This is a genomic window from Paenibacillus sp. FSL R7-0312 (assembly GCF_038004445.1).
In the GTDB taxonomy this organism is placed as follows: domain Bacteria; phylum Bacillota; class Bacilli; order Paenibacillales; family Paenibacillaceae; genus Paenibacillus_AQ.
Genome location: NZ_JBBORE010000001.1, coordinates 6,501,143 through 6,519,786, shown reverse-complemented (window position 1 = coordinate 6,519,786; position 18,644 = coordinate 6,501,143). Strand labels below are relative to the sequence as shown.

17 protein-coding genes are annotated in these 18,644 nt (G+C 51.4%); 13 read left to right on the top strand and 4 right to left on the bottom strand.

Going from position 1 to position 18,644, the window contains the following annotated elements:
• Window positions 1–8 precede the first annotated feature (8 nt).
• The gene (locus MKX70_RS28420) at window positions 9–398 is read left to right on the top strand and encodes an iron chaperone (protein WP_340788579.1); all 390 of its coding nucleotides are present in this window, start codon (window positions 9–11) and stop codon (window positions 396–398) included.
• A gap of 269 nt (window positions 399–667) precedes the next feature.
• Here the strand turns inward: MKX70_RS28420 and MKX70_RS28415 are convergent, their stop codons facing one another.
• Complete coding sequence (locus MKX70_RS28415; protein WP_340841339.1) at window positions 668–2,359, bottom strand: M3 family oligoendopeptidase; 1,692 nt, start codon at window positions 2,357–2,359, stop codon at window positions 668–670.
• Window positions 2,360–2,766: 407 nt separating this feature from the next.
• Between MKX70_RS28415 and MKX70_RS28410 the strand changes: the two genes are divergently transcribed.
• Window positions 2,767–3,042 (top strand): CD3324 family protein, encoded by a 276-nt coding sequence (locus MKX70_RS28410; RefSeq protein WP_340841337.1) that lies wholly within the window; start codon window positions 2,767–2,769, stop codon window positions 3,040–3,042.
• 107 nt (window positions 3,043–3,149) lie between these two features.
• Window positions 3,150–4,052 carry a GNAT family N-acetyltransferase gene (locus MKX70_RS28405; RefSeq protein ID WP_340788573.1) on the top strand — a complete coding sequence of 301 codons (903 nt, stop codon included), beginning with the start codon at window positions 3,150–3,152 and terminating at the stop codon, window positions 4,050–4,052.
• A gap of 507 nt (window positions 4,053–4,559) precedes the next feature.
• Here MKX70_RS28405 and MKX70_RS28400 read toward each other — a convergent pair.
• The gene (locus MKX70_RS28400; protein WP_042234781.1) at window positions 4,560–5,207 is read right to left on the bottom strand and encodes a hypothetical protein; all 648 of its coding nucleotides are present in this window, start codon (window positions 5,205–5,207) and stop codon (window positions 4,560–4,562) included.
• A 320-nt stretch (window positions 5,208–5,527) separates the two neighbouring features.
• Between MKX70_RS28400 and MKX70_RS28395 the strand changes: the two genes are divergently transcribed.
• The 4 genes from MKX70_RS28395 (at window position 5,528) to MKX70_RS28380 (ending at window position 9,265) form a co-directional block, all read left to right on the top strand.
• On the top strand, window positions 5,528–6,589 hold the full coding sequence (locus MKX70_RS28395; RefSeq protein ID WP_340841336.1) for an alpha/beta fold hydrolase: 1,062 nt from the start codon (window positions 5,528–5,530) through the stop codon (window positions 6,587–6,589).
• 230 nt (window positions 6,590–6,819) lie between these two features.
• Entirely contained in the window at window positions 6,820–7,257 is a 438-nt protein-coding gene (locus tag MKX70_RS28390) for a LytTR family DNA-binding domain-containing protein (protein ID WP_042234785.1), read from the top strand.
• A gap of 53 nt (window positions 7,258–7,310) precedes the next feature.
• On the top strand, window positions 7,311–7,754 hold the full coding sequence (locus tag MKX70_RS28385; protein WP_042135502.1) for a hypothetical protein: 444 nt from the start codon (window positions 7,311–7,313) through the stop codon (window positions 7,752–7,754).
• A 200-nt stretch (window positions 7,755–7,954) separates the two neighbouring features.
• The gene (locus MKX70_RS28380) at window positions 7,955–9,265 is read left to right on the top strand and encodes an amidase (RefSeq protein ID WP_340841335.1); all 1,311 of its coding nucleotides are present in this window, start codon (window positions 7,955–7,957) and stop codon (window positions 9,263–9,265) included.
• 248 nt (window positions 9,266–9,513) lie between these two features.
• On the opposite strand, the gene MKX70_RS28375 is transcribed toward MKX70_RS28380, so the two are convergent.
• Window positions 9,514–10,788: a S8 family peptidase gene (locus tag MKX70_RS28375; RefSeq protein ID WP_340841334.1), complete on the bottom strand. Its 1,275-nt coding sequence runs from the start codon at window positions 10,786–10,788 to the stop codon at window positions 9,514–9,516.
• Window positions 10,789–10,983: 195 nt separating this feature from the next.
• Here MKX70_RS28375 and MKX70_RS28370 point away from each other — a divergent pair, with 195 nt between their 5' ends.
• The 3 genes from MKX70_RS28370 (at window position 10,984) to MKX70_RS28360 (ending at window position 13,198) form a co-directional block, all read left to right on the top strand.
• Entirely contained in the window at window positions 10,984–11,319 is a 336-nt protein-coding gene (locus MKX70_RS28370; protein ID WP_340841333.1) for a hypothetical protein, read from the top strand.
• A gap of 140 nt (window positions 11,320–11,459) precedes the next feature.
• On the top strand, window positions 11,460–12,191 hold the full coding sequence (locus tag MKX70_RS28365; protein ID WP_042234789.1) for an alpha/beta fold hydrolase: 732 nt from the start codon (window positions 11,460–11,462) through the stop codon (window positions 12,189–12,191).
• A gap of 14 nt (window positions 12,192–12,205) precedes the next feature.
• Window positions 12,206–13,198 (top strand): hypothetical protein, encoded by a 993-nt coding sequence (locus MKX70_RS28360; protein WP_042234791.1) that lies wholly within the window; start codon window positions 12,206–12,208, stop codon window positions 13,196–13,198.
• On the opposite strand, the gene MKX70_RS28355 is transcribed toward MKX70_RS28360, so the two are convergent.
• The gene (locus MKX70_RS28355) at window positions 13,173–14,240 is read right to left on the bottom strand and encodes a GerAB/ArcD/ProY family transporter (protein WP_042242110.1); all 1,068 of its coding nucleotides are present in this window, start codon (window positions 14,238–14,240) and stop codon (window positions 13,173–13,175) included. The genes MKX70_RS28360 and MKX70_RS28355 overlap by 26 nt on opposite strands.
• Before the next feature lie 126 nt (window positions 14,241–14,366).
• Here MKX70_RS28355 and MKX70_RS28350 point away from each other — a divergent pair, with 126 nt between their 5' ends.
• The 3 genes from MKX70_RS28350 (at window position 14,367) to MKX70_RS28340 (ending at window position 18,625) form a co-directional block, all read left to right on the top strand.
• A complete protein-coding gene (locus MKX70_RS28350) occupies window positions 14,367–15,767 on the top strand; it encodes a spore germination protein (RefSeq protein WP_340841332.1) in 1,401 nt (466 codons plus the stop codon).
• On the top strand, window positions 15,764–16,897 hold the full coding sequence (locus tag MKX70_RS28345; RefSeq protein WP_042234793.1) for a Ger(x)C family spore germination protein: 1,134 nt from the start codon (window positions 15,764–15,766) through the stop codon (window positions 16,895–16,897). Before MKX70_RS28350 ends, MKX70_RS28345 begins: the two co-directional genes overlap by 4 nt.
• 324 nt (window positions 16,898–17,221) lie before the next feature.
• Window positions 17,222–18,625, top strand: coding sequence for a flavin-containing monooxygenase (locus tag MKX70_RS28340; RefSeq protein ID WP_042242114.1), 1,404 nt, complete (start codon window positions 17,222–17,224; stop codon window positions 18,623–18,625).
• Window positions 18,626–18,644 lie beyond the last annotated feature (19 nt).

Genomic DNA, 18,644 nt, shown 5'->3' with positions numbered 1-18,644 from the left:
GGGCCCCGATGGAAGAGAATAAAGTCACCTATGAATCTGTCGATCAATATATTTCGGCCTATGCACCAGAGGTCCAGGAGATTCTGCAGACCTTGCGCAAGGTCATCCGGGAGGCAGCGCCAGAGGCAGAAGAGAAGATCAGCTATCAGATGCCGACCTTCTTCCTGCATAAGAATCTGGTGCATTTCGCCGCATTCAAGAATCACATTGGATTCTATCCGGCACCGCAGGGAATTGAAGCGTTCAAAGAGGAACTTGCGAAATATAAAGGGGCCAAAGGCTCTGTGCAATTTCCGATTCATGAGCCGCTTCCCTATGAACTCATTACGAGGATCGTTAAATTCAGAGTGGAAGAGAATCAGCAGCAGGCAGCGGGTAAGGCGAAGAAGAAGAAATAAGTGCTTATGGCAGACCGGGAGGCAGAGAGGTTAGCAAGCTATGTTTATTACCACAATCAGCTGCAGGAGGAACAGGCTCTTCATGGACCGAACAGAATAATTATCCTATACGAACTGGTAAAGTAAAGTCCGGGCCCGCTGAAACATCGGGGATTTGTATTTTCCGGGAATGCACAACGAGCCTTGGAAGTGATTCCAGAGGCTCGTTTTTAGCATCTTTTATTTAAGTTAATTGTTCAGTAGCCTTGCTGTCATAGGGGATTCTCTGCTTACAGCGACTTATCATCAATGCTGTTCAGCCAGCTCTCAATATCCCCGATGACGGAGCTGACGCAGCCGTCCTCGAACGGTGAGATCAGTCCGGCAAGCTCTACCAGCTTCGTGAAGGACTGGCTTCCTCCAGCCTGGCAGAGGCGCAGATAATCCGACCATGCGGATGTGAAATCCTCATTCGAGCGTTTCCAGAACTGGAAGGCGCAGAGCTGGGCCAGCGTATAGTCAATATAGTAGAACGGAGACCGGTAGATATGCGCCTGCTTTTGCCAGAAGCCGCCCTGCTCCAGATAGACGTTGCCGTCATAATCGCGGTGGGGCAGATATTTCTGCTCAATTTCCCGCCAGGCCTGCTTACGTTCAGCCGGAGTCGCCTCCGGGTGCTCATAGACAAAATGCTGGAATTCATCGACAGAGACACCATAAGGAATAAACAACAGACTCTCTGCCAGGTGGTTGAAGCGGTATTTGTCCGCATCCTGTTCGAAGAACTGGTCCATCCACGGCCAAGCGAAGAATTCCATACTCATCGAGTGGATTTCTGCAGCTTCAAAGGTTGGGAAGGCATATTCCGGAACGCCGGAGTTGCGGCTGGAATATACCTGGAAGGCGTGTCCCACTTCATGGGTCAGCACATCAATATCCGCTGAGGTTCCATTGAAATTGGAGAAAATAAACGGTGCCTGATAGTCGCTGAAGTAGGTACAGTAACCGCCGAATTGCTTGCCCTTCTTGCTGACCAGATCCATCAGCCCGTTGTCCAGCATGAAGGTGAAGAACTCATCGGTTTCCGGTGACAGCTCCTTGTACATCTTCGCTCCGTTAGCCACAATCCAGTCAGCATCGCCCTTGGGTGTAGCATTCCCGGAATTGAAGCTAATGCCCTCATCGTAAAATTTCAATTCATCCAGACCCAGACGCTCCTTCTGGCGCTGCTTCAGCTTCGTTGCAAGAGGAACGATATTCTCAAGCACCTGCTTGCGGAAATTAGCAACCATCCCGGCATTGTAATCCGTACGCATCATCCGCTCATACCCCAGCTCCACAAAGCTGCTGTATCCAAGCTTGGCAGCTATGCTGGCCCGTACCTTAACGAGCTCATCATAAATCCGGTCGAGCTCCGGTTCATGCTCTGACATGAAGGCATATCTGGCTTCAAAAGCTCCCTGGCGCACAGAACGGTCAGTCGATGAATCATAGGGGATCAGCTGGGCCAGGGTACGCTCTTCACCGTCAAATCTAATTTTGGCTGAGGCGATCAATTGGGCGTATTCGGAGGACAGCTTGTTCTCAAGCTGTAAGTCTCCGATAACTTCAGGGCTGAAGGTACGCAAGGAAATTTCGGCCAAGCTTAGCAGCTGCGTTCCCCATTCCTGTTCAAACTCGGCTCTGTACTTGGAATTTACAAGGGCTCTGTAATAATCCGTTATGTACTCCTGGACCACCGGACCGACCTCGTCCATGTAATCCTGTTCAGCCTTGTAGAACTCATCCTCGGTATTAATCGAGTGGCGGACGCTGACCAGTGTCTCCATCGTACCGAATTTGCTGCGGAGCTCATTCATGGCGGCAACCGCGGCCTTCTGCTCCTCCAGACTGCCATTCTCCAGGCCTTTCAGCAAGGTTGTGAAATCGGTCTTAAATTGCTCCACATCTGGACGTTCATAACGGTATTCTGAGAATTTCATTGGATTATCAGCACCCTTTCTTTACCATATAAACCCCATTATATAATCGACTCCCGCAAAAAACCAACTTTTAGACAGTAAAGTTTAATTATACTTAATTTCTCAAGGCGAAAGGACAGTGAAACTTCCACGTTGTGTTGCGGCTAGTATTATTTTAGAATAGTAATGATCTGCATCCATAAAATGTAACTGTATACGGCGGCGGTCAGCGCTGCCCTGGGAGGTGAAGGACCATGTTTAGAATGAATCAGTATGTGAACGGCACGCTCCATGCAAAGCCTGTGGAATAACTAAGGCGAAAGCTTGGCATGGAGCGGATAGTATTCGCCTGTAGTAACAGATAGGTACAGTTATTCATACAGGCTTTGCCCTTAAAAGATCAATTTATTTTAAGGAGCGGGCCAAAGATGAAATGTGTAAATGCAGCGGCGTTATTGCCAGACCACCTGCTGAAGGAGATTCAGCAATATATTCACGGGGAAGCCTTGTATATCCCCACCCGTACGAGCAGCCGCAGAAAATGGGGCGAAAGCTCCGGGGCAAGAGGGTTCTACAGACTCCGGAACAATGAGATACGCAAATGTTTCCATGATGGTGCGGACATGAACCAGTTGTGTGAGCAATATGGATTATCCATAGACAGCATCCGTAAAATTGTATATTCCAAGAACCCGCAGAGCTGATCTGCGGGTTCTTGCTGTGAGATAAAACAATTCTAGAAAAGCTTGGTATATAATGTCCTCTGCCTGTTCCGTAGAATGAAGGTATGACAGAGCCTCTGGAGGATGAAATGACTAAGAGAGCAGGTAGAGCAGAATATAGACCCTATACTCCGCAAGATATGATGAAGGTGCGGGAGTATATTTCGCGGGTCTACTCCAGGCTGAAACGGCCGAACAGCTGGTCCATTGCCCGCTGGGAATTTGAAATATTCTTTATTCAGAAGAGAGCGGGCATGTTGCCCGGCTGGGAGCAGCATATAGGATTGTGGGAAGATGAGGGGGGTGAGCTGGCCGCCGTTGTCTGCCGTGACGGGGACTACTATTTTCAGCTGGATACGCTGGAGCCGCAGGAGGAGTTGCTGGGCGAAATGTTCGGATTCATAGAAAAGAGTTCCAGTCCGCACAGCCCTAAGCTGGCCATTCCGAAATTCATGCCCGCGCTGGAAGCGATGGCGCGCCGCCGGGGATATAAGCTGCTGCGCAATGAAAGTGATACTATCATTTCGGTCGTGCTGGATCAGGAATTCCGGGCAGACCTTCCCCATGGATTCACCCTTTGCTGCGGGGATGAAGTCAGTGACCATGCGAAGGCGCAGGGGCATATTATGGCTTTTGACTATGCAGGCACGAAGAAAGCAGAGCAGACGCTGCAGCATTATGGCGGACTTCGTGAAGCACCGGGGTACCGCCCCGGGCTGGATCTGTCGCTGGTGAACGCTGCGGGAGAGGTCGTGGCCTTCTGCAATATTTTTGTGGATGAAGCCAATAGGATCGGCATGCTCGAACCGGTTGGAACACATGTGAATTACAGAAGACAGGGGCTGGGCAGGGCCGTGATATATGAAGGCCTGAACCGCCTGCGGACGCTGGGCATGGTCAAAGCTTATACGGGTCCTATGCAGCCCTTTTACCGGAGGATTGGCTTTGCGCAGGAGGCAGAGATGACCATCTGGGAGAAAGAACGCGGGTGAAAATGCGGGAATGAAATAGCGGGAATGAAAATACAGGATTGAAATTAGGGAGAATAGTGTGGACTCTCCTCATATATAGAGAGTACGGTAGTTGAATTTGTACAATGGCGGAAAGCCGCGGAGAGTCGCGGACTGAGATTCGGTTATTTTGGATTTATGGACGGTTTTGGATAGTTCGCGGACTGAAAATCCGTTATTTCTGCTCGGAGGGGTGTTTTGGAGTGATTTAGGAGCAAATAGAGGAATCTCAGTCCGCGAGCCATTGGAAAAGCCCCACTTTCAGCAAAATAAGCGCATCTCAGTCCGCTTCATTGGAGTGGTGTACCTAAAGTGCAGGCGCTGCTCAACAGTTATTCGATTGCGGCTCGGGAATTTCTTGCCTATTACTCGAGTGTTACCTCATTACTAGATACCCTAGTTACTACTAGTTACTACTAGTTGTACCCATTGCATAGTCGTATCCATTGCGGCTCGGTGCTCTCCTGCGCTTGCAGGTGATTCACTCCGTTACAGCCGAAGCTTGTAAGTCCGCGCCCGATGGGAACCACTCGCGACATCCAGGATCTGCAGATCAACGAGATCATGAAGAATGCGTCTGGACTGACGGTCGCATATCTTGAGGTGCCGGGCAAGCTCCAGCGGAGTCAGCGGCCGCAGCATACGCCGGGCCAGGCGGACGGTCTCTGCCTCCAGCCAGGATAAGGATGCAGATACGTCCGTGGCTATGAATCTGCCAATAAAAGCGAGCACCAGCTGCTGGCATAGCTGAGGTTCTTCCGTGATGGACGGGTAAGCGATCGGCAGAAAGGTCCAGCCATCCAGTGCGAGTAAACAATGCCGTCTGCACAAGTCTTTGAATCTTCTGACATCCAGATCTCTGGCATGAGGGCCGAAGCCCTGGATCTCGATTCCGCCTTTTGCTCCACCGGGCATATACGCCAGATCCAAATAGCGGTAGCCGTTATTGAAATCCCGGACCTCCCATTCCGGAAAGAGATGATTGAAATTTCCGATAGCGGGAAACCAGACAGAGCGAAGAAATTCTCTGGTTCCGTGCCCTAGACCTTTTTGGAGCAGCTCCAAGCGAATTGCACCTGTCTCCGCATGAATCTGTTCCTGCAGCCATTCATCATAGTACTGTTCAAATCTCGACATTGCCGCATCTCCCTTGCGAGTAGTTTGACCCTTGAGCTGACCTGATACGATCCGATCCAATCCAATCCCGATACAAGAAAAGCCGCCGCAATACAACGTATCTGGAAGGTTAGCTCCAGACAAACGTTCTATTGCGGCGGCGTGTGCTTCACGACCTATACCGGTTATTATACCGTATTACCGCACAGCAAGGGTATCTTATTTCACATCGAAACACTCCCCATATTCAGGCCAGAAAGCGACTTGGATCATAATTGATCTGCCATTGATGTGATAAGGTGGGAAATCAGGGCTTGGTAAATACTGAGGAGGATTCAAGATTGAAGAAACACAGAGGTAAGCGAAGAATAGCTTTGCGGATATTATGGTTTGGCCTGCTGCTAATCGTCCTGCTCATAGGAGGCGGATTAGTCTTCCCGACATGGACTCCAGGCATCAAAGGCGGCAACAGCGTAAGCATCCTTAAGCAGATAACTATTAACGGCACGAAGCAGGAAGTGATGATCCGGGGGAAGGACCGGAGCAATCCGCTGGTGATTTTTGTGCATGGCGGGCCAGGGGTCCCTGAGACTCCGTATGTACGGAAATATCAGGATCTGCTGGAGCAGAATTTCACCGTAGTTCAGTATGACCAGAGGGGCAGCGGGAAGTCCTATCATTTCTCAGAAGACTATTCGAATCTGTCGTCAGAAATGCTGGCAGATGATTTATTGGCGCTGACGGATTATCTTGAGCAGGAGTTCAACCAGAAGAAAGTGCTGCTGATCGGCCACTCCTATGGTACATACATAGCCACACAGGCGGCAAGCAAGGCACCGGACAAGTTCAGTGCCTATATCGGAATCGGCCAGACGGCCAATTGGGTTAACAGCGAGCTGGAGAGTCTGCAATTCATGATTGCTCAGGCGGGGCTTGCCGGTAATGACGCAGAGGCGGAAGAACTGGAGCTGCTAAGGGAACCGATTACTGAAGGAGGACAGATTACCCCCCGGGATAAAATCCGCGAATACGGCGGTTCAGCAAGGCTGATTAACGATAATGCGGATATCTTCCAGGGATTGCTGTTCGGTACAGAGTATAATTTGCTTGATGCCATTCGATACTTCAAGGGGAATTCGATGTCGGAGCTTAACCTGCAGGCAGAGTTAACAGAGCATGATATCACGGAGCTGGTGGATCAGATTGATATTCCCGTATATTTCGTGATGGGGCAATTCGATCTGATGACCTCGGTGAATGAAGCTCGTAAATACCTGGACGAGCTGGAGGCGCCGCATAAGGAGTTCGTGGTGTTCGACCAGTCGGCGCATTATCCGCAGTTCGAAGAGAAAGAGAAGTTTGCACAGTGGCTGAACGAGACATGGGCTAAATTACCGCAATAGCGCACGTTCTCTGGGCGGCACACTAGCGATTGCAGCGGAAGCTGAGAAGAAAACGGCGTACTATCCTAATCCAAAGGACGGTGCTGCCGTTTCTTTTTGTATACAGTATCCTGACCTGCTGAAATTGCAGCTTGAAGCCGCTGTAGCGCAGCTTGCGCAAAGGCCATTGTATAAGTCTTTTGGCAAAAATATACTGTAACTGTAAGGAGAAGCGCAGGAGGCGATGGGCGATGAAAATTACAATTGAGAACGTTCCGGAGGGCGGTGAGCCTGAAATTATTCTAAGGTGCAACGACCCGGATGAATCTTTGCTCAGGTTAATCTACTCCGTGAACTCCAGCTCCAGAAAGCTGATCGGGATGACCGAGTTGCAGCTGCATATCATTAGTCCAAGGGATGTGTATTACTTCGAGGCGGTGGATCATAAGGTGTTCATTTATTGCCACGAGAAGGTGTATGAATCCCGTCTTAAGCTGTATGAGCTGGAAATGGATTTCGAGCATGGCGACTTTTTCAGAGCATCCAAATCGACCATCCTGAATATTGCCAAAATCAAATCACTGAGTCCGGTACTCTATGGCAGATACGAAGCGCTGCTGCAAAACGGTGAAAAGGTCTATATCTCCAGACAGTATGTTCCTGTGCTTAAACAAAAATTAGGGCTGTAGCAGATGATTCGTGCTGGAAGAAATGAGATGCTTAATATTCGGGAGGGAATATCATGATTACAACCGGTAAATATATATCTTTTTTCGTGAAAGATCTGTTAACGGCCTGCGGCTTTTTGACGGTACTTGCGGCGGTTGTGCTGGCTCTGAGTTCTACGGAGACGATCAACGGCTCGCTGTTTATGCAGCTGTTCCTGGGGGCCTTGGCATTTACTTGCTTCCGCTATGCACTGGTGAATACCTATGAGGTTGATAAAAAAGTACAGACAATCAGCTTCTACATTTGTTTTATCCTCGCCGATGTTTTTGTGATTCTATGGCTGTGGCTGTTCGCTACAGGTCCCCGGCTGCTCGATAACGGAGTACTGGTGCCGTTCGTCATCGTAATTCTCGTGGTCAAAACCATGGTTTACACAATGATGCACATTGACGGTAAAAGGGAAGCCAAGCAGCTGAACCAGAAGCTGGAGGAGTATAAGAAGGACGGGGATAAATAAGCAGTAAGAAGTTAGCAGATAGCCTCCGCAAGTGCAGCCTTATAAGCGAATGTTCGAAAGCCGCCTTGGTGCCGGATCTGCCTGGGAGGCTTTTTATTTGGTTTATTTTATTTAGAAAACATACAAAAATCCTGTTACCATTCTGCTAGTTAAGCGTAACTAAGACGGTGTTATACATAATCTTCCATGGAGCTGATATCATGCTGCTTAACAACTCATCACTGATAGAGATGATGAATGGTACGGATGAACCAGAAATCCGGCTTGAGAAAACGCTAAATTTGTACCTGGAGCGGTTCACACAGCTTGAGCCGCAGATCCGCGCTTTTGTTCCTGAAGCGGATGCTGAACTACGGCTTGGCCGGGAAAAAGCGCTGCTGCTGCATACTTACAGCGAAGCGGACAGCAAACCTGCCTTATTGGGCGTTCCTGTGGCGGTTAAGGATTTGCTGCATGTGGAGGGACTGCCTACCCGGGCCGGTTCGCAGCTACCTGCTGATCTGTTGACCGGACCGGAGGGCTCTTTGGTCCTAAGACTCCGTTTCCTCGGCGCGCTGATTGCCGGGAAGACAGTTACCGAGGAATTTGCCTATAACGGGCCTATTGCAACGCGTAATCCGCATAACACCGCGCATACTCCCGGCGGGTCAAGTGCAGGCTCAGCCGCTGCGGTTGCTGCGGGAATCTGCCCGCTGGCGGTTGGTACCCAGACACTGCGCTCAGTCATCGCTCCTGCATCCTTCTGCGGCGTGGTCGGATTCAAGCCGAGCTATGGCCGGGTTCCGCTGGACGGGGTGCTGCTGCTCTCGCCTTCTTTTGATACCATCGGGTTCTTCACGCAAGATTTGCCTGGTATGGAGGCCGCCGCAGCTCTGCTTGTACCGGGTTGGGAAGCCATTCCCGCTATATCTGACCGCAAGCCGGTCCTCGGCGTTCCCGCCGGGGTGTACATGGAATTAATGAGTCCGGAAGTAAAAGCTGTCTTCATCGCTCAGATAGGGATACTCGAACAGCTGGGCTACCAAGTCCGCCACGTGGATATGCCCTGGAAGGATGAATTCATCTATGGAGATGCCATGATTCGGTTTATCGAGGGAGAGCTGGCGCGGGAGCATGAACATTGGTTCGCGGAGCATAGGGAAGAATACGGCCTCCCGGTTCAGGAGGCCATTCTTAGAGGCCGGCAGATTCCGGATGAGGAGCTGGTGCAGTACCGGGGACAGCAGATGATTCTGCGGCGTGATCTGAAGGAACTTATGGTTCAGGAGGGCATCGACCTGTGGGTGTCGCCGGCCCAAGGAGGCACGGCGCCCAAGGTAGAGGAGAACAATACAGGCTGGGCAGGAATGCCTGCCATCTGGGGATTCGCCGGGGCGCCGTCAATCAGCTTGCCGGCTGCAACGATCGGGAATATGCCGCTCGGCTTCCAGTGCATCGGCACCTACGGGGAGGACGAGACACTGCTGGCTTGGGCGCGGGAGCTCTGGCCTCACTTATGCACAAGCGCATAAGCCTCCAGCAATTTCTCCACAGGGATATTCATTAATCCGCAGGCCGGGGATTTCAGATTGAGGTAACTCTGCATTCGAGTTGTAATCCGTACAACGTTTAGCAACATCCCGTTTAACTACGGGCAAATGACCACTTGCTTTGGGATAAAAAATGCCCTTAAGCAAACGGAAGCGGGCTGCTACCGTTACGCTTAAGGGCTGCTTCCGTTATGCTTAAGGGCTGCTTACATCACGCTTAAGGGCTGCTTCTACTTGCCGGCAGGCTTAGGGGCGCAGCGCTTCAGGAAGCGCACGTCGATCTCGCCGCTGCCTGCAGTATTGGGCTTCAGGCCAAGGGAGAAGGCGTTCCGCTTCAGCAGGCACTTCACCTGGCCGGGCGTCAGGCAAGGGCGGAGCTGCAGCAGCTGTGCAGCTGCACCGGACACGATCGGCGTGGAGATGCTGGTGCCGGACAGCTTGAAATACTTCCTGCCAACCTTGTTTCCCGGCAATTCGCGGACCAGCTGGGAGCCGGGTGCGCGCAGTGAGATCACCGAATCGCCGGGGGCAACTAGATCAGGCTTCACCTTACCGCCTGGAGCAGGTCCGCGGCTGGAGTAGACGGCGATACGGTCATCCTTTTGCGTTACCGTCCGGCGGTCATTCACGGCTCCGACGGTGATGGCGGAGGGACTGATTCCGGGCGACTCAACCGTTCTGCGCCCGGGTCCGCTGTTGCCGGCGGCGATAACTACAGTGAGTCCGGCTTTGACGGCTTTCTCAACCGCTTGAACAAGAATATCGTCCTTGGCAGAAGGGCTCACCGGTCCGCCGAAGGACATGGACAGGATGCGCAGCTTCAGCTTTTTGCGGTGGACAATGCACCATTCAATGGCTTTAATGATGGTGGAGTCATAACCGTCGCCGTTTTTGTCCAGTACCTTAATTCCGACGAGCCCTGCTTCAGGTGCCGGCCCTCTGTATTTACCTTTGCTGGACCAGCCGTTCCCTGCGGCATCGCCGGTAATATGTGTGCCATGCCCGTTATCGTCATACGGACACTTCCGGTGATTGATATAATCCTTGAAGGCTATAATCCGGTTCACAGGCCGGGTCAGATCGGGATGCGGATACACACCGGTATCGAGCACGGCGATATTGACGCCTTTGCCGGTAAGCCCTCTTGTACGCTGAACGGCGGTGGCACCAATGGACGGAGTAGCGACATTTAAGGTGGTTTTTTTGATGCCATCGAGATAGACCTTATGCACCCCGTTCCAGCAGCATACCTGCTCCAGACATTTCAGCGTAATACGTGAGGCAACCGCGCGGTGCAGGGGCAACAGATGTTCAACCGGAAAAGCGTGTGTCCCCAGATGCTTCTGAAGAGCCTTCATTCTCTCTGGAGTCAGCGGATGCTTGAACTGTATAATGACCGGAAGGGCAGCCGGTTTCACGGTGGATGTATAGGACTTGCGGATCTTTTGCTTCAGCGGACGGTTAAGCTTGGCGGTATGATGCTGAACCCATAACTTATCAGTCATTAATGTGATCACCTCTATGGAAGCATAGTATGCGGCCGGGTGATCAGTGGGTACGAATCTATTAATATAGGACACTGCTACATTTCTATGAATATCAGGCAATAACACGTGTCGGCCGGTTCTTCAGTTGCATTTACTACTGTATTCCAACAGAAAGTGGTGAAGCAATTGAAAGAATCAGAGAAGAAAGCATTAATGGCAAAACGTCTCCTTATGGCCAAAAAAGCAAAAGCATCGGCGGTAGTAAGACCTAAGAGACGGCGGATCAAACAGGTTCTCAGCAATTTCATCGTGCTCGCAGTAAACAACAACAATGTCCCTTATGAAACGCAAGGCTGGACGGCTACGTTGACCAGAAGCTCTGGTACCGTTACCACGGCACAGTTTGATGAATTCGGTGTAGCGCAATTTAACACAATCAGCACTCTGACAACTATCAGCTACACCCTTAGAATTATTGACGCGGATAATGTTCAGCGTACTCAGAAATTCGTCCCTGCCAACCGTGAGTTCTTTGTAGCCCGTTTCTAAGACAACAGCGCGCCTCCGGTCAATTCGGAGGCGCGCTGTTATTTCGTGCGTACTCATGGACATGTTTCCTTGAACCCTTCGGCGAAATGTGAAATTATAGAAATATTGAACTCATCATACATAGCAGAGGGGAGTCACAAATGAACAGCTATTTTATTCATAATGAATCATTGGCGCTGCATGTGCTGGAGAGTGGAGAGAAGAATGCTGAACTGCCGTCGCTATTAGTGGTCTGTGGATTGTGGGAACCTGCGGAGCGGGCGATTCCGCTTCTGTCCCATTTGCAGGGTCATATAGTTGCATTTAGCTTCCGCGGCCGCGGCTTAAGCTCTACACCGGATTCTGGTTATGATCTGGAAGATCATCTGTCCGATATTGAGACTGTAGTTAATTATTGCGGGCTCGCACAATATATTGTGCTGGGCTTCTCACGCGGAGCAGCCTATTCCCTTGCCTGGAGTCTGAGGCATCAGGATCAGGTGAGGGGCCTTATCCTGGTTGATCAACCGCCGGTTCACAGGGCCATGTCTCTTGAAACAGTGGAGTTCTGGAGCAGCCTTGTCTATCAGCAGGTGCCTCTTCTGAACTATATTCGCCGGGAAGCCTTGCAGGGAATGGGGCGGGAAGCCCGTGAGGTGGACTTCTCGGAACAACTGCCGCAGCTTGCAATTCCCGTCACGCTGTTTGCCGGCAGGAATCCGGATTCTATGATCTCATCGGATATATCAGATGAAGTACTGGAGAAGTATCGTACATTGGTGCCCTGCTTCACTGTAGTTGAGTTTGCACTGTCGGGACATATGATACCGGATGAAGAGCAGGCGAAGTATATAGCTGAGGTTAAGAGATGGATGTCTGAGACTTTTCGCTAAGAGGAGGTAAGTCTATGTATCACTGGATTCAGAATCATACGAGACTTGAGTATATCACGGAGCTGGAGCCTTTCGACTTCAGCTCCCTGCGGGCGCCGGAGAGTATTCACAGAATGGAGCCGCAGGAGCAGCCTGTTGAAATGACTGCACTGGCGCAATATTTCATTGCTGCAAGTGTCTGGCTGTCAGAGGATATGTATACATCTATTCCTCTGCGGAACGAAGAAGCCGTGAAACGGGTGCTGGAAGAAGTAAGCCCGCATTATGCCGAAGCCCGGCAGTATGCTATTCCTGGAAGGGGAGATGAAATGGTTCTCCGGAAGCTGAAGCCAGCTTCGCGAGACCTATTCTTGGCTACAACGACATGCGTTATGCCTCCGATGAAAGACTTATACCGCCACCATGATACCAGTGGATGGCGAAACGGCGTTAAACGGGCAGTCGTGAATTATCCGGTTAACAGTAAGGCCTTAGTACCCTACGAAGCAGAGGGGATAAGGGAACTGCAGGAGTTGCTGCGGAAACTTTATCTTGAACCGCCGGGTGACGACCTTGGGTGGGTACCACTGGGCTGGAAGTTTGAGGATTCCCTTAAGGATTCCCTGATGCTGCGTTTCCTGGCCGGATTCGCGCCGCATCTGACGCTCGCCGTGGACGCCGGCACCCTGGAAGTCATTAGCATTCATCTATCCCAGGAGGAATTCAGCCGTCCGGTTCTGCTGCGCTCAGGGTGGCCTAAGCCGCCGCGCAGGAACGGGGATTATCTGTATTTGGATCTCGGCAGGAAGCTCGTATATGTAGTCGATCTGAGCAAGCAGGACAAGCTTGAGACCTGGGCTGATCTGCATGAAGAGGCCCGCGTTTACCTAATGCGGCCGTACGGGGATTTCGCACAATTCGATCATCTTTCCGCAGAGCCGAAACCGGCCGGTGTAGGCTTATTCTTTGATACCCATACGATTGGCAGAATGCTGGAGACTATCAACCTTGAGCTGGAGTCTTTTTGAAATAATAAATACTGTAGAGGATCAGCGGAATGACCAGGAAGTTGGCCAGCTGGATATAGAGCAGATAGTCGAGCAGCTTGAACATATCGAACAAATCCCGCGAGAACAGGTACGAGAAAAGGATCGTCAGCGCGCAGATATAATGCTCCTTGAACCTGATTTTGAGGCCCGACAGCCGGATCAGCTCCATCAAAGCAAAGAAGCAGACGATATAACGGATGAACCAGCCGGCGACCACCTGCAGCATAACGAATAATTCACCAGCCTCCAGGAAGCCAAAAGCACTGATAATCTGGGTCTGTGTCAGCTTGGGGAACAGTAGATTGACTGCCCGGTCCGGCCCGAAGGTAGTAATGACACCAAGCATCGAGAAGATCTGCATCTGGATAATGAACAGCAGGGCAATCGAAGTATGCAGGAGCAGCTTGGATTTGTCCCGCACACTGTCCAGGTAAGGGATCATAATGGTGACACAGCTCAGTGCGCCGAGAATCTTCAGGGTGCTCAGCAGCAGTGCAGGGGTAACTCCATGCTCCAGAATCGGATAGATATACTTCATGTCTTTGTATTTATGAGTCAGGAAGGCGAGCAGCATACCGGACAGGCTGATGAAGAAGATCACCACAATGGTCGTAATCGTTACGGAAGCAATCCCTTTTTTGACTACATAGACCGTGGCTACCGCAGTGACCAATATAAAGACCCATACGGGCGTGAACAGCTGGAAACCGGTGTGAATGACACTGGCCTCAGCGCCCGCACTTTCAAATATAGTTAATAGAAGAGTCAGCAAAAAAAGCACAGAAAAAAAGCCGCCGCCCCATTTGCCGAGTGATTTCGCATAGATGTCGAGCAGGTTATAATTTTGGGTTCTCTTCTTAATCGTCAGAATAACCCACATGTACACAAGAATACAGGCTGAAGCGGCAATCATGGCAATCCAGGTATCTCTTCCGCCTAGCCGGATGAACGATGAGGGGAAGGTCTTAAGAGTGACAATCGCCAGGCTGCAGATGATGAAAAACAGATGTTTGGAGTTCATACTTGCCACTATTCCACCTTCTCTCAGAAAAGTCTAGACTTAACGTCTAGTATGGTCTGCTGTTAGGAATATTATTCCGGTAATCCGGCATACTATCCCTACCACTTAAGAAGGGCGGGAAACCGGATGACCGTACAAGCGAGTGAGCTTTCCTCTATACTAAGCGGCTGCTTTGATTTCATTAAGCGGGATATCGTGATGAATGATACTGTCATAACTCTCTTTTATATAGAAACCATTTGTGATTCTAACTATATGAGCCAATATATTATTGAGCCGCTGTCGCAGGCGGCAGGGGGGATAACAAGCAGAGAAGCGGTCGGTAAGGCCATCTATGCCGCTAAATTCGGGGAGGTCAAGGATGCGGACGAGGCGCTTGAGCATCTGCTGGCAGGTGATCCGGTGCTGATTTTTGAGCAGCTCCAGTATGCTGTTTATTTTGACGCCCGCAAGCTGGAATCCCGTCCGGTCGAGAAATCGCAGTTCGAAGCGTCGCTCGTCGGCTCGAACGAGAGCTTCAATGAGCTGCTGGTCAACAATGTCAGCCTGATCCGCAAACGGATGGCTACGCAGACGCTGAAGATTGAAAGCAATATTCTGGGCAAGCAGTCGAAGACGCAGGCGGTTCTGCTCTATGTGGAGGGGACGGCTCCGGAGGATCTTGTCGCGACTGTCCGCCAGAAGCTGGAGGCTATGGACAATGAATTCGTGCTGGGCGCACAGTATGTTGCGGAAGCCTTAAGTCCGGGCAAGACGCTGTTCGATACCATAGGATACACCGAGAAGCCCGATGCGATAGTCGCCAAGCTGTTTGAGGGCAGAATCTCCGTAATTGTGAATGGAACGCCGTTTGCACTGACCGCGCCCTGTTTCTTTTTTGAGAACCTGCAGTCCCCGGATGATTATGCCACCAACAGGCTGTTTGTTACGCTGCTGCGCTTTGTGAGATTCGGCTCGGTGCTGGTATCGCTGCTCCTGCCGGGATTCTATGTGGCGCTGACCACGCATCACTTCTCGCTGATTCCTTCGGCGTTTGTGTTCAAGCTTGCCGTGTCCCGTTCGGGGGTGCCTTTTCCGACAGTGGTGGAAGTGGTCCTGATGTTCCTGTTCTTCGAGCTCTCCCGGGAAGCCGGACGGCGGCTGCCACATCAGATCGGACAAGCGCTCAGTATTGTAGGCGCCCTGATTCTGGGTGATGCTGCCGTCGGCGCCGGACTGGCTTCCCAGGCTACGGTGGTCGTGACAGGGATTTATGCCATTACCTCGTTCATTAATCCGCGCCTGACCTCGGCCATTTCTGTATGGGCAGTGTTCTCTATCATCATGTCTGCCGGTTTCGGGCTGCACGGCTTCTATCTGGGATTCATCCTGCTGGTGGCCCATCTGGGATCGCTGAGATCCTGTGATTATCCGTATCTGTTCCCGCTGGGCACCGAGAAATCGTTCCGCGCCGCCAATCTGGATGTGCTGGTCCGGGGACCGCTGAGCAAAGTATCGAAACCCTTCCTGTACCGGGGCAGAAAATGATCAAGTCGCTCCGCAGAAAAGTACTCGTCACACTGATGCTGGCGGTGCTGCCCTTCCTGCTGGCCTCCTGCTTGGGCTACAGGGATCTTGACCACATCGCATTCGTGACCTCCATTCTGATTGATCAGGATGAGGAGGAGAATCTCATTTTTTATTTTGAGACGCTGAACTCGATCCGCAGCTCCTCCAAAGAGGCGAACCAGGAGGAGAGGATTGTATATAAAATAGCAACCCAGAATCCGGGCGATGCCCTCAACCGTCTGGAAACTCATACCAGTTCCCCGGTTACCCTTGCCCACAACAAAGTCATCCTCTTCACGAAACGTTTTGCGGCGGGCGGGCTGGACCAGGCATTTGATATTTTTGACCGGTGGCAGGAATCCAGCACACGTACACTTCTGGGCGTGTATGTAGGAGAGACTGAGGATTTCATCAAGCCCAACCATGAGGAAGAGGTTATGACCGGCCTGTACCTCTATGACATGCTGGGCAACAAAGCATCCGTAACCTCCTATGGCGTCAAGCTGAACATCAGGGAGTTCATGAATCAGAAGATTATCGGTGATCATGTGAATTCCATGTCAATCATGAATGTGTCCAAGGATAAGGATACGAAGGGGCAGTATTTCCTGGACGGACTGGCACTGATTAAAGAATATAGAATGGTAGGCAGGCTGAGCAGCGAGAAGTCCATCTACTTCAACTTCCTGCTCAATAACGAGGTATCGGGCAATATCAATACGCAGAATCCCGAGGACCGGACGAAGACGGTGAGCCTGCTGCTGCAGAATAACCGCTACAAGTCCAGGCTCGATTATAAAGACGGCATACTAAAGATGGAGATCATCCTTAAGCTGAACACCGATGTATCCTTAATCCAGGGGAAGCTGAAGCTGAACGAGGAAAACATTGCGAAGCTGGAGGCGTCCATGGCAGCGAAGATCAGAGCCAATTGTCTGGCGCTGTTTCAGGAGTGGAAGGATAAAGGGACCGATATTTTTGATATCCAGGAGAAGTTTGAACGGAAATATCCCAAGCTCGCCGGGCGGAATATCATCGGGAGTACAGAGCTCGACCTTAAGGTTACGGTAGATATCAACGGCACGACAACGCTTAGGGATGCGGAATAGCAATATGATAATTATAGAAGCTGTTATCACGGCCATAAGGGCTGCGGTTACAGCTTTTTTTATATGACAGATTTCGTGCCGCGAATGAGCGGTGTAGACGGTGTGATGTATCTTTTGTCAAGATTCGATGGGTGATATCTATAAAATATTGTTCGATTATACAAACCAATCCGCAAATTTTAGCTATAATGACAATAAACCTGCCATGAACATTTCAAAGCCGGAGCATTAAAGCTATAATGTGGCCATAGGTATAGGGATGATACAGTGCGGAACTGCCCGTAATTATGCAGCCTAAAGATGCCAGCGAAAGGTCTGAGGATGATGAGCCTGGAAGCCTTGAATGAACGTGTGAAGACGGATCTTTCCTACCTTGCCTATGGGGGCGCGGACTGGATACGCCCTCTGGAGCATCCCGAAGGCCATGTCTATGATGTAGTGATTGTAGGCGGGGGGCAAAGCGGACTCGGAGCGGCTTTCGGCCTGCTGCGTGAACGGATATCCAACATTCTGATTATTGATGAGAACAGTGACGGGCTGGAAGGTCCTTGGGAAACATATGCACGGATGGTGACTCTGCGCACGCCCAAGCATTTGACCTCCATTGATCTGGGCATTCCATCGCTCACCTTCCGCTCCTGGTGGGAAGCGCAGAAGGGAACAGCAGCCTGGGAGGAATTAGGCAAAATCCCCCGCGGCGACTGGATGAATTATCTGCGCTGGTACCGGCGGATTCTGCAGCTGCCGGTGATCAATGAGGTGCAGCTTAAGCTGATCGAACCGGGTGAGGACGGGATCTACCGGCTGCGGATTGCTGGAGCGGGTGCCCCGTCCGGTCTGCTGCTGGCGCGCAAGATCGTACTGGCCACAGGGATCCAGGGCGGAGGCGAGTGGCATGTCCCGCCGATGATTGCGGAGCATCTGCCGGAGCATCTGTATGCACATACCTCGCAGAAGATTGATTTCGCCGCTCTCCGCGGCAAGCGGGTAGCGATTCTCGGCGGCGGGGCCTCGGCCTTCGACAATGCCAACTTCGTTCTTACTGAAGGAGCGGCGGAAGCGCATGTGTTCGTCCGCCGCGAACAGCTGCCGAATGTGAATCCGATCCGCCAGATGGAGGTTTCGGGAATGATTGAACGGTTCCATGCCTTAGCGGATGAAGATAAATATGCAGTGATCTCGCATTTCTTCAATTATAATCAGCCGCCAACGAACGACACCTTTGCACGGGCGGCGGCCTGGCCCGGCTTTCGGCTGCATCTCGGTTCTCCCTGGCTTAGTGTGGCAGCTTCCGGAGAAGAAGCGGCAGTGACTACACCTAAGGGTGAATTCAGCTTCGACTTCCTGATTGTCAGCACCGGGCTGCTCAGTGATCCCGCCCTGCGGCCGGAGCTGCAGCAGGTTGAAGCTCATATTGCCCGCTGGCGCGACCGCTATGAGGCGCCGTCCGGAGCTGCGAATGCGCTGCTGGATGCGCATCCGTACCTCAGCCCGGGGTTTGCGCTGCAGAGCCGGGATGAGGCAGGCCGCAAGCTGCTGCATGGAATATTCCTCTTCAATTATTCAGCCCTGGCCAGCTGCGGCTTATCGGCATCGGCGATCTCCGGCCTGAAGAATGCGATACCGAAGCTTGTCTGTGGTGTAGCCGACCAGTTGTTCATGGATGACCGCCAGCAGACCCTTCAGGCTTATTATGATTACGACGAGATTGAATTTACAGGCAAGTAATACAAGAAGAGGCTGTACC